Here is a 15,264-nt window from a genome sequence, read left to right on the forward strand (position 1 = left end):
ATAAGGAGTAGTAAGGCAGTAGTATCAAAAACTATAAAGGAGGGAAAGCAGGGCAGGAAAATACCTATCTGGCTAATGCGGCAGGCTGGCAGGTCTCTTCCTGAATACCGCAGGGCAGTAAAGGACACAAGCAGTTTTATGGAAATATGCTACAACACAGACCTAGTGGTAGAGTTAACATTACAGCCAGTGGCAAGATTTAGCATGGACGCAGCAATAATTTTTTCAGATATTTTGATAGTGGCTGATGTTCTAGGTTGTGATGTAGACTTCGTACGCGGTGTAGGCCCGACGATAAAACCTGTAAAGAATTTCAAAGAATTGAGAAATCCACAGAAAATTGAAACTAAGACCTTACCAATCCTAAATGCTATAAGAAAGGTTAGAGACAAATTGCCAGAAGAAAAGTCTCTTATAGGATTTGCTGGAGGGCCGTGGACGGTAGCTTCATACATAATAGAAGGCAGAAGCAGCAAAACCTTTTCTAAGGTGTTAAACCTACATCCCTCGAGTTTAGAGCAGATAATTGAACAGATAACGGAAGTGACAATTTCCTATCTGGTTAAGCAAATAGAATTTGGAGCAGATGTTATTCAGTTATTTGACAGTAATGCTGGTGTACTCTCAGGAGAACTATTTGAGGAGTGTGTTATCAAGCCAACAAAGAAAATTGTTTCAGCAATAAAAGGCAAGTTTCCTGATTTTCCGATAATAGGTTTCCCGAAATCTGCTGGAAGCCTTTACAAAGATTATTGTGAAAAAACTGGTGTGTCCGCGGTGAGTATAGACTATAACGTTCCAATAGAATGGGCAAAAGAAAACCTAAAAATTCCCTTACAAGGAAATCTTAATCCTAGCCTTTTGGCCTACAATAAAATGGAAGCAATTAAAGAAACGAAGCGCATAATAGATTGCTTTAGAGATTTACCTTTCATATTTAATCTTGGGCATGGAGTGCTTCCTAATACTCCGATTGAGAATATTGCTGCGCTAGTCGACTTAGTGAAGAGTCAGTAACAAAATTCCTAGCTTTTTTGTTGTACGAGGCTTATTATTTGAGTTTAGCTCTAGTAAAATTATGTCAGACCTTGCAAAAAGAATGCTCCTGATAAAGCCATCACCTACAATTGCTGTAACCGATAAGGCAAATAGGTTAAAAGATGAAGGAAAAAAAATCTGTATTTTAGCCGCGGGAGAACCAGATTTTGATACTCCTGACCACATAAAAAAAGTGGCCATTCAAGCGATAGATGAAGGTAAAACCAAGTATACTGCTGTGGATGGAACACGTGAACTTAAAGAGGCAATAATCAGCAAATTAAAAAGGGATAATAATCTTGAGTATGCACTTAGTCAGGTTTGTGTTGGTGCTGGTGCTAAACAGGTATTATTTAACTTGTTTATGGCAACAGTTAACCCTGGAGATGAAGCTATAATTCCTGCTCCTTATTGGGTCTCGTACGTTGATATGGTAAGCCTTTTTGGTGGCTTGCCAGTTGTGATAGAGTGTGGACAAGGCTTAAAACTGACACCGGAATTGTTGAAGAACAAGGTGACCAAAAAAACTAAGTGGTTGATTCTCAACTCACCAAATAATCCAGCAGGGGTTGTATATACGTACGGTGAGTTGGAAGGCATAGCACAAGTATTGCTTGAATATCCACATGTGAATATTATTACAGATGACATTTACGAACATATAATATATGACGAGAAGTTCTTCACCATAGCTCAGGTTGAACCGAAACTTTACAATAGGGTTTTTGTGGTCAATGGAGTGTCAAAGGCTTATGCGATGACAGGCTGGAGAATAGGTTACATTGCAGGTAGAAGTGATGTAGTGAAAGCTATTTCCACATTGCAGTCTCAGAGCACTTCTAACCCAAATTCGATAGCGCAAGCAGCAGCAGTTGAGGCATTGAATGGTGATCATAGCTTTTTGAAGGAAAGAATGGGAATCTTTAAAAGTCGTAGGGATTTTGTAATAGAGAAGCTAAATTCTGCTCCAGGGTTATTAGCGTCCATTCCGCAAGGTGCGTTCTATTTGTTTGTCTCGTGTAAAGACTTGTTGGGCAAAAGCACAAAGAGCGGTAAAGTAATAAATAACGATCTTGATTTTGCTGAATACTTGCTGGAAGATCATCTGGTTGCTGTGATACCGGGAATTGCGTTTGGCCTGAAGAATTTTATTAGAATTTCTTATGCAACCTCTCAGGAACAACTGGAAATTGGGTGTAACAGCATTATTAAAGCGTGTAAAATGCTAAGTTAACTTTTTTACACTTTCATGTGTAATATCCTTACATATCAGTGAAGTGGAGTTAGTGTATAGCTTGAACGTATTTGTTGTTGGCTAGTCTATTTGAAATAGTATGGACTACAGCACTAAAATACAGCAGTAGTTCTACTCGCATTTTACCTGTAATAATAATTTTGGTTTGTACTCCTGTAAGTCTTTACTAGTTATCGGTAGCAATGAAATTCATTCCCTTGACACGTCTTATGCGGGTTGAACTGGCACGGGTTCTATAGGCGCAGCAATAATGGGAATGGCTTTTTTTATGATCCAGTAAATTTTTGGCATTCATTTTCCATTATTTTAGTGGTGATAGGCATTATAGGCTTGAAAGTGTTTACCAAATAAATAATTGAATACCAGATGTAAAAATATATATGCTAAAAATTAAGGTAAAGTAAACAGTTCATAAATGCATACTTTGATAATGTCGAAGATGTTTACCTGAGTTATCTCGGATTCTTTTATTTGTGAAAAAGGCTTTACTGACTAGGCAAGTACCTTTCCAATGTTTAATTCTTCACTTTCCTCGTTTTGTTGAATTAAGTTGATATTATTTATTTTATCTACATAAAGTTTGCCGTATCTATTACCTACATGTGCGGCAAGTATTTGTTCGATATATTTTGTTATATAATTTTACAGCGTGTTACCTACTATGCTTATACTCATAACTTATTTTAACGTTACATTGGATATTTTTCACGCAGAAAGGTTAATATTGAGCTAACTGAAGCGTTTCTGAAGCCAAACTTTACTAAAAATTGTGTTATTTTAGATATAATTTTCATTGTAGAATAAAAACATAAATAAAATGGATCTTGTAACAAAAGTAAAGCCTAAGATTAAAGATAAATAAGGGCAAAATCATAAATGTTTTTATCATCTGTGATGTAATTTTTTAATATATCTTATCCGTGAACTAGTAGCGGAAATGGTAGAAAAATCGTAAATGAGATAAAAAATCTCTATTTAAAATACCTTTTTCCGTTTAAGCAGCTAACACCAAAAATTTAGTTGATGTATAATTACTTATTTGCTATGAATTTAGCTCTGTTAAATTTCGATAAATTAAACTAAGTGTTTATAAAAATATTGTTCTTTGTAAATAAAGTACCTATAATCCTAAGTTTGAGGTGAAGTTGATGCTACAGAGAAATTTTTTAATATGGTTATTAGCATCGCTATTCTACGCATACCAGTATATATTACGCGTAATCCCAAACATAATCGCACCTGAATTAATAACAAAGTTTAACATAAGCATTGCAGATATTGGTCAATTTGGTGGGCTATACTATATAGGCTACACATTTGCTCACATACCTGTTGGTTTTGCCCTTGATAGGTTCGGACCAAAATTTGTTTTGCCTATATGTGTTGTTTTAACGTTTGTTGGAACATTACCGCTCATATACTTTGATGAGTGGTATTACTTAACATTTAGTAGAATAATTGTTGGAGTTGGATCATCTGCTTCAGCAATTGGAATCTTCAAAATTGCAAGCACATATTTTTCGCAGAAAAAATCGGCAAAAATGGCCAGTTTATCTATAATAGTAGGATTGCTGGGAGCTATTTATGGCGGACTACCCCTGAATTTTTTGTTCAATAAGTTTGGTTGGGATTATGTTATATACGTTTTCTCAACGTTTGGTTGTTTACTTGCTCTGCTTCTATTCTTCATAACACCAAACAATAGTACAGAGAAGAATGTAAGTGGCAATGTATTTCAAGATTTAAAAACTGTGCTTTTCAACAAGCATATCATTCTAATCAGCTTTTTTAGTGGCTTAATGGTTGGTCCTTTAGAGGGTTTTGCTGATGGTTGGGCAAAGGCATTCTTATGTGAAGTATATCAAATGACCGGAGATCTAGCGTCCTTGCTTTCTTCTCTCATGTTTATAGGCATGGGAGCTGGGTCGTTCTTTTTAGCTTACTTCCTGGAGAGGCATCCAAATAGGCACTACGAAGCAATTATTGCATGTTCTCTTGCAATGATTGCTAGTTTTCTCTTGCTTTTTGCACAAGCTGGCGGTCTATATGTTGTACTGCCTACACTTCTTATTATTGGCTTTGCATCTGGATACCAAGTGATTGCCATTTATAAAGCAATAAGTTATGTGGACAATAGCTTGGTAGGCCTGACTACAGCTGTGTCAAACATGATAATTATGGTTTTTGGCTATTTTTTTCACACTGGAATCGCAAAAATAGTAGATTTATGTTGGGATAGAACGGTAATACAAGGAAATCCTGTATATGGTTCTGAGCTGCTGATAAAAGCAATATCAATTATTCCTATATGTCTACTTTTGGCTGTTTTTTGGTTCGTTTGGTTAAAGAAAAGGTCTTGAAATTGCTTATGGTATTTTGGTATTATTAGATTGAAGTGGAGTTTTACCTATGACAAATGTTTCAGAGAGAATCTATGACTCTAAGAATAGTTTAAAGTTTCTTGATGACGAGATTTATCAATCTATAGAGAGAGAGATGCAGCGTCAAAGATCGCAATTGCAACTGATTGCATCAGAGAATTTTGCAAGTAAAGCGGTAATGGAAGCACAAGGTTCTTTTCTGACTAATAAGTATGCAGAAGGTTATATAGGCAAAAGGTATTACTGTGGTTGTGAGTATGTGGATGAAGTTGAGAATTTGGCTATAGAAAGACTCTGTAAGCTGTTTGATGTTAGATTTGCAAATGTTCAACCTCACTCTGGCTCTCAAGCGAATCAAGCAGTATTTGCTTCACTACTCACTCCAGGAGATACAATACTTGGGTTATCAATAAGTTGTGGAGGACATTTAACTCATGGTGCGGCGCCGAATCTTTCTGGTAAGTGGTTTAAATCGATTCAATATGCAGTTGACAAAGGTACCTGTCTGCTTGATATGGACGAAGTGGAAAGACTAGCACTCGAACATAAGCCAAAATTGATCATAGCTGGTGCTTCTGCTTACCCAAGAAGAATGGATTTCAAGCGCTTTCGCGAGATTGCAGATAAAGTTAGTGCATATTTACTTGCAGATATTGCTCACTATGCTGGACTTATTGCAGCGGGTGAGTATCCGTCCCCTGCTAAATATGCGCATATTATAACTTCCACGACTCACAAAACTCTGCGTGGTCCTCGCGGTGGAGTGGTAATAACAAATGATGAAGCACTACATAAAAAAGTTCAATCTGCAGTTTTCCCAGGGTTACAAGGTGGGCCGCTTATGCATGTGATAGCTGCAAAAGCTGTTGCATTTAAAGAGGCATTGGCGCCAGAGTTTAAAGCCTATATCAAAAGAGTTGTGGAGAATGCGAAAGTGCTAGCTCAAGCGTTGCAAAAGCATGGGCTGAGCGTTATAACCAGTGGCACTGACTCCCATATAGTGCTAGTTGACTTAAGACCGCAAAAATTGACTGGAAAAGGCGCTGTGGATAGCCTTGAAAGGGCTGGTATTACCTGCAATAAGAACTCTGTACCATTTGACATGGAAAAACCGACTATTACTTCAGGACTACGTTTTGGCACTGCTGCTGAGACGACACGTGGACTTAAGGCAGAGAACTTTAAAGAAATAGCTGACCTAATAAATGAAGTGATTCAAGGATTAATTAACGGAAACAACTCAGATGTTGAGAGAATAGTGAAAAATAAAGTTAAAAAGATTTGTGATGATTTTCCTATTTATTAGTAGTTGCTATAAGCCATGAGAGCTGCAAAAAACCACTTAATAAACCTCGCTAGCCCACTCTATTAATCATGATGCTGAAGGTATTCAGTTATCTTCAATCTGTGCAGATTAAAATGACAAAGTATTACATAGTTGGCGTCTTGTGTTTTATTTTTTGCACTATATGTACCTTATGTCTTCATAGCATTTTTAAGTTTTTACCTATATAAGCTGAAACTCGCTTGTAAAGCGTTTAAGACAGTATAATATGCCAATTTGCAGGATTAGAGGGTAACACTATCTACCACTGAATATCTTTTGCTTTTTTTATTTAGTAAATTTTTTAATATTTATAGCTACCGTCATTTTGCTGCTTGTTAGCAGCTGAGAGATACCGCAGTTCTCACGGTATATGAAATAGGGGCTGCCGATACCTCAGTGTGTGACATTGGCTTCTCATACTGGAAAACCATGGGATGGTAGAAAATATTAAATTTATTTACTATATATGAAAAGTTATTATATTTGTATACTTGCAAGTAAACACAATAGAGCTCTATATATTAGGTGTCATGTCAAATTTAGTTAAACAGGTTTGGGAACATAAGAACAAGGTCACTCCTAGCTTTACATTGAAACATAATGTGCAAAAGTTAGTTTACTTTGAGGAATTTCAAGACGTTAAATTGTCTTTAATAGAGAAAAACTACTAAAAGCTAGAAAAGAGAATGGAAAATTGGTTCTCTTGTGAAGAGAAATCCATATTAAGCTGATTTATATGAGGAAATCATAAAATAAAATTAAAATCCCAGTACCACGCACTGGAATGGTAGGAAAATAAGGTGTCATTCTAGCACATGACCAGGAAAAAATACATAAATCCCAGTGGCATTGGAATGGCAAAGGTTAGTGCCATAAAAGTAGCTGGACTGTATAAGCATTACGATTTGGACCTACCAAAAGGGTAAATCCCAGTGCGTGACACTGGAATTTATAACTAACGAAGGTTTGCTTCTATTATCCTGGAATCTATATCAAACGCGAGGGCAAAATCGACTAGATTCCAGCGTCACACGCTGAAATGACAAAAAAGTACAGGAATAACATGGTGAACGTTATCCAAGTATCTTAAATCCAATCCCAAGAAAGTGGAGCATCATCACTTGTTGGAATCTCAAAAGACGGTTGTGATATTATTTCTCTCACAAAGCCTTGAAATGCTGGGTCTTTAGCGTCAACCTGGATTGTAATATCAGTTTTAAAATCTGTGTCACCTTTCAAATTATCTATCACTGTACCTCGTAACCCTGAGTTACTTGTTACAGCAGCGCGCAAACCTGGGTTCTGTGCAACTTCATCAGTTAAATCTTTTTTGTTATTAGCAAGTAGTTTAGTAACTACTTCTTCAGCTGTTGGTTTCGTTCCTTTTTCACCTGAGAAAACCTTTGCTGTTTGATTGCTATACTCTGTACTAGTGGTATCAAGAAATCTACCAAGTTTTTCCACTAGGATTGATTTTTGGCCGTCTTTTGCATCAAATACTTTTCCTGCTACAGCTGGTGTTCCAAGGTCAGCGGTTTTAACAAACGTCTTAGCTAATTCAGTTTCAACTATCTTTACCTCTTTATTGCTAATGGGTTCTTTTGCATTAAGTATTGCTTCTACTAAAGCTTTTCCTTTGTCTGTTTGAGTTACAATGTTTGAACCATCAGTTTTGACAAGTGAGGCTTTTTCGGCTAAGAAATCCTTAGCTGTTATTTTGGGATTACTGTCGCCGTACACTGCACCAGGTTCACCAAGAAGTCCACCAAGTTTTTCCACTAGGATTGATTTTTGGCCGTCTTTTGCAGGAAGTATTTTCTCTGCAAAAGCTTTTTGATTTACTGCATCTGTCAAATTGGAAGCGTCTTTTTTAACAAACTTGTCTTCTAGTTCAGTTTCAACAATGTTTTTATTCAAATTAACGAGATCTGTTGCTTTAAGTATAGTATCTACAACAGGCTTTTTTGATACTTCTTCTGCAAGGATTGATTCACCATCTACAGCTTTTTGTGTAGCAAGTAATGTACTTATAATATTACCAAGGCCTTTTATTTGGATTGCGTTACTATCTTTTTTCTGATATATAAATTTTACCTTTCCTTCCAGCAGATCGCTTAACTTGATATCATCAATATTAGTTAGAGTAGAAATACCTGAAGCATCTAGGGTATATTTGTTACCTCCACTATCTTCATAAACTATAATTTTAGCTTCATTTAGATTTAATGTCATTTCTGTGATTTTTACTGACCCCTTATAAAGATATAAATTATCTGCCATATCACTCTACGTTGATTATTAAACTTGTAAGATGCATGAAAAAAGTATAATTTCCTTAAATGTCAGATTTTATATAAGATCTTCTTGAAGTTTGTTATTTTAGAATTTTCCTCATTGTCATGCTTGACACTAGAATCCAGTTTTCTTTACAATCCCCTTTGTGAAAGAACAAAAATGCTTATTTGTCACCATAGCAGGTTTACCAAATGCAGGGAAGTCCACACTAATTAACAGCATCACTGGTAAGAAAATTGCAATAGTTACTCCCAAAGTGCAAACAACGAGAACGCAAACAAGGGGTATTGCAATATATAATGAGGCACAAATTATCTTTACTGACTCTCCAGGGATATTTTCGGCGGAAACAAAACTTGAGAAAGCTCTGGTCAAATCTGCGTGGTCGGCAATCAAGGGCGATGATGTCATTTTGTTGCTTATTGATGCGAGCAGTTATTTAAAAAACATAGAAAGAATCAAAACCATATTCACACGGCTGCGGCACACGAAAACGAAGTGCATTTTTGTTATCAATAAAATTGATCTGGTAAAAAAACCTGAGCTAAAGATGACGTATAAACATCTGGATTTGCTTTATAAGTTAAAAAAAATTTTTACAATATCAGCATTAAAGAGTGATGGACTTTCTGATCTGATGGATTACTTATCTGAAGTTGCACCGGTAAGTCCTTGGTTTTATGGAGAAGATCAGGTAACCGATTCCTCGACGAATTTTTTGTCAGCGGAAATCACAAGAGAAAAATTGTTCTTGAATTTGCGTGAAGAATTGCCATATTCTACAGCTGTTATAACTGAACAATTTGAAGAGAAAAAAGATGAAAGTTTGGTCATAAAGCAGGTAATATTTGTGCTGAAAGATAGTCATAAAAAAATAGTGCTAGGGAAGGGTGGGAGTAATATTAAAAAAATTGGCATCGAAGCGCGCATTGAATTAGAAAAGTTATTTGAGCGTAAAGTTCATCTGTTTTTGTTTGTGAAAGTGCGACCTTGGACTGATCGCCCAGAGGAGTATATAGACGATGTTTAATTCTTTGTTGGTATTTGATATTGAGACTATACCAGATGTAAACTCCTGCAGGAATTTGCTCAATATTAGTGATGATAGTAGCTTAAAAGAGAAGAGAAGCGCATTAACAAAATATCATCTTGAAATAACAAACGGACAAAACCCTTTTCTGCGTCAGCCCTTCCACCAAGTTATAGTTATCAGTTTTTTACTTTGTAGTGTAACCTATCAAAGTAATTATGAGGTATTTACCCTTCAGGAAATTAGATCTGAAGGCACACTAGATTCCAGTGAAAAGGAACTGGTAAAAGGATTTTTTAACTACGTATCGGAGAAAAAACCAAGGCTAATTTCTTTTAATGGACGCACTTTTGACATACCGGTGCTAAAATATCGTGCTATGGTCCATGACGTTCAAGCGGAATATTTTCATAAAGCTGGTGATAAGTGGAATAGCTACAATCAAAGATATAGTAGTAATTGGCATTGTGATTTGCTTGAATCTCTCTCTGATTTTGGAGCCTTTGCTAGAGTAAAAATGGATGAAGTTTGTGCAGTGTTTAATCTTCCTGGTAAAATTGGAGTTGACGGGTCACAAGTTGTAGATTTGTATGATAGTGGTAGAATACAGGAAATTCGAGATTATTGTGAAACAGACGTAGTTAACACTTATTTGATTTACTTGAGATTTATGCATCATCAAGGGAGAATCACTACTAGAAGCTACAACAAAAATATAGAAGAGCTGCTTTTGGAATGTGAAAAAAAAGCGCACCTAAGAAAATTTAAAGAGGAGTGGGAAATAACTTGTGGTGGAAGGTTTTGTGTTGAGTTTAAATGAGCGCAAGCATACGAAGCAGTTATTAGATTGCTCCTTAATAATAGCTGTCAACCTATTGTAATAGATAAAGAGTTTTCATGTTGCTTGACTTTTACTTACTCAATCTGAGTTGAGTTATTCTAATGGTTTCATCCTGAAAAACTTTATTATAAAATTCACTAGCCAGTAAGGTCAAAAAACCTTGGGTTACCAAAAGTTGCAACGTGCGGCTATCTTAGTAACAGCCCCTTCCATACTGTAGCCTGTAAGATTAATTTTAAAATCTTTAATTTTTGATCCTTGCTTTTCAGCATGAGATTTTAAAGCGCCATAAAGATTATGGCTATGAACTATAAATGAGTTGTAAAGACCGCGGTGAATTCTTCCATCTTCATGTAGAAGTTCTGGAGTAATAAAAGATCATCATTACAAACTGAAGATTTATAACTTTTTTCGCTTAATTGATCATCGTTATTACCGTAAATTATTTTACAGAAATTACTCATTTCAATAATTTCTCTTTAATTGAACCCTGCAATTTCTACAATACTTTCATCTATTTGGTAAGAAGAAGATAAAGAATATATTTTATTTGAATCACGAAGACTTATAAACTCATCAATAATCTCAAACTCATCATCATCTTCTATTATAGATTCTGTGATCCGATCGTTATTTTTTGAATTTGTACTGCCTGCAGTACTAAATCAATTGTGAGAGAAACTAAAATCCATACATTTAGAACTAAACAATATTACTTAACTATACTATAAATTGATATTGCTGTTAGTAACTATTATTACTATTCTAGTAAATAATAAAATATTTTATTGTCTAATCATAGAAAAATTTTACTTCCATGGAATGAATATTGGGGTTATAACATGGGTGACAAATGAAAAACCTCTATGCTAAATTTTAGTTAACGTACATATTGGAGATATTAAAAAAAGTTGTTTTTGAGGTATTGCATTTTGTTTTTGTTTTAGCTATAAGGTTGCTTTAAGTTGAGTTTTCAACGTTTTTGTACTATTTACGTTTAAGATAATGATTTTGAAATTTTTTGGGGGCACTTCATGAAAAAATTTACTTACACTAGAACTGCTCTAGCTTCTTTATTAACTTTATGTTCTTTCAGCGGTTTTGCTGCTGACTCTTTTAATGAAGGTATGAAGGGAGTAAAAAAGCAAGAGAACATAAAGTCAATCATAACTTCTGAAAAAATGGAAGTTATGAAGACATCAAACAAAAGGCTAAAAGAGAAAATGGACAGGATATGTAATGCTGATCCAAGAAAAAAAGCTGAAGAGCTTAAGAAGAAAGAGGAGCTCAAGTTAGCAGCTGAGAAAAAGAAAGAGGAACTAGCTGAGAAGAAAAGAAAGGAGATGAAGCTAGCAAGTGAAAAGAAAGCGAAACCTTTAAATGCTAAGAACTCTAATGTAGAGAGTTCAAAGACTAGGGGTACAGAAACTCAGAAAGCTAGAGATGTAAAGAAGAATTTTAAGAAAGATGTAAAAATTGTTGGTCAAAATGCAGAAAAAAAAGGTGAAGCAAGCCCTGTTATCTTGGTCGGTGGCGTTGATGTTATTGACACTAACCAAGGAACAAGTGGTTTGAAAATAACTTTTGGTGGTGTTGTTGATGCTCAAGGTTATGGTAAAGCTGGACCAAGTGGTGAAGATTATAAACATTATAATGTTATGTCGGGCAAATCTACAGGTTACTATGAGGATATTTCGGACAAGGTAAAAGGAGCAAATCCAATATTTCCTAGCGGGATAGGAAATATTGGTGATTATAGCGAAGACATAGATATGATTGCAGATGCAATATTACATTTAAGAGCAGAAGATAAAAATGAAGATAAAGGTCTTCTTTATGGTGCTGATGTGCAATTCCAAGTTCCAGTGACAGAAGGCAAAGGGGCTTCACAGGGTGTTCGTGCTACAAGGGGTAGAAGTGCACATGTGTTTTTGAGTTCGAGATATGGTGACTTGAAACTTGGTTATCAGTTTGGTCCTGAGGCCCTGATGAGGCTTGATGCAACAAGGATTGCAACTATTGACGGAGCTGCAGATAGTGACTGGTTCAGAAAAGTGAACTTGGAAGGAAGTGCTGCAAGCTTTCCATTTTATGTAACACCACGTCTTTACACTGAAAGTTTCTCAAGTGAAAGTGAAAAACTTTCTTTCCGTATGGCAGGGAAATATCATAAAAACGTTATGACTACATTACCATTTAGATTTGCTTACTACTCACCAAATTATATGGGGGCAAGATTTGGTGTTAGCTACTCACCTCGCTATGACAGTAATTTGTTTGTTATAAAGGATGGTGATAACATAAAACATGTTGGTCCAGACTATGAGCACATAGTAAGTGCTGGTGCATCATATGAATATGACTTTAGCGAACGTAAGGTAAAAGTTAAAGTTGCTGCAGTTGGTGAATATGGTCAAGCAAAAGAACCAGACGGTACTAAGTATGCTTATAAGGAATATGTGGAGTATAATGATCTGATGGGTGTTAATTTAGGTATAAGTGCTGACTGTAATATTAATGAAGATCAAGGTGTAAAATTTGCTGCCTCCTTTGCATATTTGGGCAAATCTGGTCAACCAAAGGGTATTGAAAAATTGGTTGGTAATGTCTATCAAAAAATTGATGGTAAAGGTGTTACTGATGATGACAAGAGAGTGAAAGAACTCGAAGATCAATTTAAAGGAGATGATAAAAATACTATGTATTGGACTGCAGGAGCTGGTTATCAACATGAGAATTTCTACATAAGCTTGACATACTTTGGTAGTAAGATGAGTGATGGAGATAAGCTTCACGATGTTGCATTTGGTATTCAGTATGATCTCTCTCCTGCTTCCAGTAAGGGCAAGTTTGTTCCTTATGCATCTCTCCATTATTTTAAAACTGATGAGAAGCAAGGTGGTGGGTATAAGATTACAAAAAAAGATAGTTCAGGCATAGCACCTTCTAACCAAGGGGTTCTCTTCCTTACTGGTATGAAATTTTCTTTCTAATTGAATAATACACACCACAGCTGTGGTGTGTATTTTCAGTGTCATCTATTTAGGCTTTCAGGGTTATTTATGTTGAAAAATTTTTCAATATATGTACAATAGGTTAAAATGAAAGTAACGATATCATGGATATAACAGTGGATCTTGATAGAGGGTTTGAGGAAATAGTACAATCTTGTTCCATGCTGCAACAAATCGAGCACTGGGCCAGAGTAATCAATAACCATGAACTAAGCTATAACGTCATTTAGATATTAGGGGTGCTAATTCAAGGAAGTGTAACAGTGTTATCATCTTAACAGCTCTTTTTAGCAGTTGTGAATTGCCATTCTAGTGGTTTTTTTATCAAGGTAGATGATATTGGAATCTGAAAAATAACAATAAGCTCGTTGGCGTAATTTTTTCATATGAAAACAAGAGGTAGCTATGCAACCCACATTAAAAAAACATTTAGCTGGAGGGTTACTTACCATCGCTACATGCTGGAAATTGACGCTTGTTGGTGAAAAAGTAATGAGGTCCACTGGTTATGATGAGGGTTTAAATATCAGTAATATACTCTATAAATCTTCAAGTGGATTCACAACCAGTAGTATAGTATTAAACAGCGACTTAAAGACTGATAACCTGGGAATAAAGGAATGTTAAATGGTGATGATATTAAGGAAGGAGAGTTTTATCAGGAAAGTATGACTTTGCAAATATTGAGATATTTCTTGTAAATTACAAAGATGTGAGTCAAGGGAAATGAATCTACATTCGGAACTTTTGATAAAGTAACATTAGATAGTAGGTAATTTATCGTTGAAATAGAGAATTCTTAGCAAAGCTTAGAGGGAACATAGCAAAGTTATATTCTCCTATGTGCAGAACGCAATTTTGTGATAGTAGCTGTAAAGCTGATGCTAGGAAATTTAGCAGAGTAAGTACGATTACTAAAGTGATAGACGAAAAAAGATTTGAAGACACTAATTTAACTGAGAGCAATGGGTGTTATAAGCATAGAATAGTGAAATTTTTTGGCTCAGTAGCATATACAGCATTTGAAGGTGCGATAAAGAGTATAGAAAAAGTAGTTGTTTGCTTTGCCTACATGCCAAATTTTTGCTGGTGATAAATGTTCGATACTTACAGATTGCGATAAAACATTTTCAACGTGCAAAAGCAGATTTAACAATGCTGTAAGTTTTTCGTGGTAAACCTTATATACCTGGTTTTTACAGTTAAACTTGTTCAGTGGCATAATTTTCACTATTATAAGTAGTGTGGAAAGGTGGCTGAGTGGTCTAAAGCACACGCTTGGAAAGCGTGCACATATGAAACTATGTCGGGGGTTCGAATCCCCCCTTTTCCGTTGACTTTTATCACATAATCTCACATAATATGCATGTGAGAAAAATATGGACTGGAAAAATTTTCATCTTAGTATGCCCCTTGACCTAGGGGCACCTGTAATGAGCAAGTATATGAGTTGATTACTGCAATTGACGGTGTTAAAAATAGCTGGTAAATAACAAAAAACACTACCACACGCTATTGAAAAAGATTAGTCCACTAGGTTATTGTTATATCTTCTGGTGCTTCTAACCGTATTGAAGGGGACAGCCTAACCGATAAAGAAGTTAAGGATCTATATGAAAATTACGTATTAGAAAATTTAAAAATAGGGATGAGCAAAAAGTTGCTGGCTACTTAGAAATGCTTAAACTAATATTTCATGATTATGTGAATATTACAATTAGTAAGTTATTACATATTGCACGTCAACAACCAGATGATACTCTATAGTGATAAGGACCTATACATAGGGGGGGGAAATATAAAACAAGCCCTAATAGAGTTGAGGTAAAAAATCAGAATGAAAATATAGTTGGTATAGTTCTTGGCCCTACACCTCCTTACCTTGTTAAAAAAGAAGTACAGGGGTTTATTAATTAATATCACTGATCCTTAAATAATAGACTTTAAACATCCTCTTATTATTGTTGCTAACTTTTTTTTGAATATTTGGCAATACATCCTTTTCAAGATGGGAATGGTATATAACTAGTAGATTAATAACTAATTTAATGCTATTGCAGTAGGATTATGGTTTTGTATCTAC

The 15,264-nt window shown here is 35.4% G+C and carries 13 protein-coding genes and 1 tRNA gene; 13 read left to right on the top strand and 1 reads right to left on the bottom strand.

Features of this window, described 5'->3' with window-relative positions; genetic code table 11:
- Window positions 1-75: 75 nt before the first annotated feature.
- The 6 genes from hemE to WBP_RS00035 all read left to right on the top strand — a co-directional run bounded on the left by hemE (window position 76) and on the right by WBP_RS00035 (window position 6,672).
- Window positions 76-1,017 (top strand): uroporphyrinogen decarboxylase, encoded by a 942-nt coding sequence (gene hemE / locus WBP_RS00005; protein ID WP_369799992.1) that lies wholly within the window; start codon window positions 76-78, stop codon window positions 1,015-1,017.
- 61 nt (window positions 1,018-1,078) lie between these two features.
- On the top strand, window positions 1,079-2,272 hold the full coding sequence (locus tag WBP_RS00010; protein WP_011256204.1) for a pyridoxal phosphate-dependent aminotransferase: 1,194 nt from the start codon (window positions 1,079-1,081) through the stop codon (window positions 2,270-2,272).
- Window positions 2,273-2,349: 77 nt separating this feature from the next.
- A complete protein-coding gene (locus WBP_RS05280; RefSeq protein ID WP_225416123.1) occupies window positions 2,350-2,463 on the top strand; it encodes an SMR family transporter in 114 nt (37 codons plus the stop codon).
- A 978-nt stretch (window positions 2,464-3,441) separates the two neighbouring features.
- The gene (locus WBP_RS00025) at window positions 3,442-4,653 is read left to right on the top strand and encodes an MFS transporter (RefSeq protein ID WP_167895694.1); all 1,212 of its coding nucleotides are present in this window, start codon (window positions 3,442-3,444) and stop codon (window positions 4,651-4,653) included.
- 49 nt (window positions 4,654-4,702) lie between these two features.
- The gene (gene glyA / locus WBP_RS00030) at window positions 4,703-5,980 is read left to right on the top strand and encodes a serine hydroxymethyltransferase (RefSeq protein ID WP_167895695.1); all 1,278 of its coding nucleotides are present in this window, start codon (window positions 4,703-4,705) and stop codon (window positions 5,978-5,980) included.
- Window positions 5,981-6,531: 551 nt separating this feature from the next.
- Window positions 6,532-6,672: a GIY-YIG nuclease family protein gene (locus WBP_RS00035; protein ID WP_167895696.1), complete on the top strand. Its 141-nt coding sequence runs from the start codon at window positions 6,532-6,534 to the stop codon at window positions 6,670-6,672.
- A 415-nt stretch (window positions 6,673-7,087) separates the two neighbouring features.
- Here the strand turns inward: WBP_RS00035 and WBP_RS00040 are convergent, their stop codons facing one another.
- Window positions 7,088-8,281, bottom strand: a complete 1,194-nt coding sequence (locus WBP_RS00040; RefSeq protein WP_167895697.1) for a hypothetical protein — start codon at window positions 8,279-8,281, stop codon at window positions 7,088-7,090.
- Between the two features lie 160 nt (window positions 8,282-8,441).
- Here WBP_RS00040 and era point away from each other — a divergent pair, with 160 nt between their 5' ends.
- The 7 genes from era to WBP_RS00065 all read left to right on the top strand — a co-directional run bounded on the left by era (window position 8,442) and on the right by WBP_RS00065 (window position 14,514).
- Window positions 8,442-9,326, top strand: a complete 885-nt coding sequence (era, locus tag WBP_RS00045) for a GTPase Era (protein WP_167895698.1) — start codon at window positions 8,442-8,444, stop codon at window positions 9,324-9,326.
- On the top strand, window positions 9,319-10,146 hold the full coding sequence (locus WBP_RS00050) for a 3'-5' exonuclease (RefSeq protein WP_167895699.1): 828 nt from the start codon (window positions 9,319-9,321) through the stop codon (window positions 10,144-10,146). Before era ends, WBP_RS00050 begins: the two co-directional genes overlap by 8 nt.
- Before the next feature lie 1,055 nt (window positions 10,147-11,201).
- Window positions 11,202-13,160, top strand: a complete 1,959-nt coding sequence (locus WBP_RS00055; protein WP_167895700.1) for a WD0745 family porin — start codon at window positions 11,202-11,204, stop codon at window positions 13,158-13,160.
- Between the two features lie 426 nt (window positions 13,161-13,586).
- Window positions 13,587-13,808 carry a baseplate hub domain-containing protein gene (locus WBP_RS05285; RefSeq protein ID WP_246165972.1) on the top strand — a complete coding sequence of 74 codons (222 nt, stop codon included), beginning with the start codon at window positions 13,587-13,589 and terminating at the stop codon, window positions 13,806-13,808.
- Between the two features lie 214 nt (window positions 13,809-14,022).
- A complete protein-coding gene (locus tag WBP_RS05290) occupies window positions 14,023-14,274 on the top strand; it encodes a hypothetical protein (RefSeq protein WP_246166150.1) in 252 nt (83 codons plus the stop codon).
- Complete coding sequence (locus WBP_RS05295) at window positions 14,246-14,359, top strand: phage BR0599 family protein (protein ID WP_246166130.1); 114 nt, start codon at window positions 14,246-14,248, stop codon at window positions 14,357-14,359. Before WBP_RS05290 ends, WBP_RS05295 begins: the two co-directional genes overlap by 29 nt.
- 68 nt (window positions 14,360-14,427) lie before the next feature.
- Window positions 14,428-14,514 (top strand) — tRNA-Ser (locus tag WBP_RS00065).
- Window positions 14,515-15,264: the final 750 nt, after the last annotated feature.

Origin of the sequence: Wolbachia endosymbiont of Brugia pahangi (assembly GCF_012030695.1) — a bacterium.
Lineage (GTDB): Bacteria > Pseudomonadota > Alphaproteobacteria > Rickettsiales > Anaplasmataceae > Wolbachia.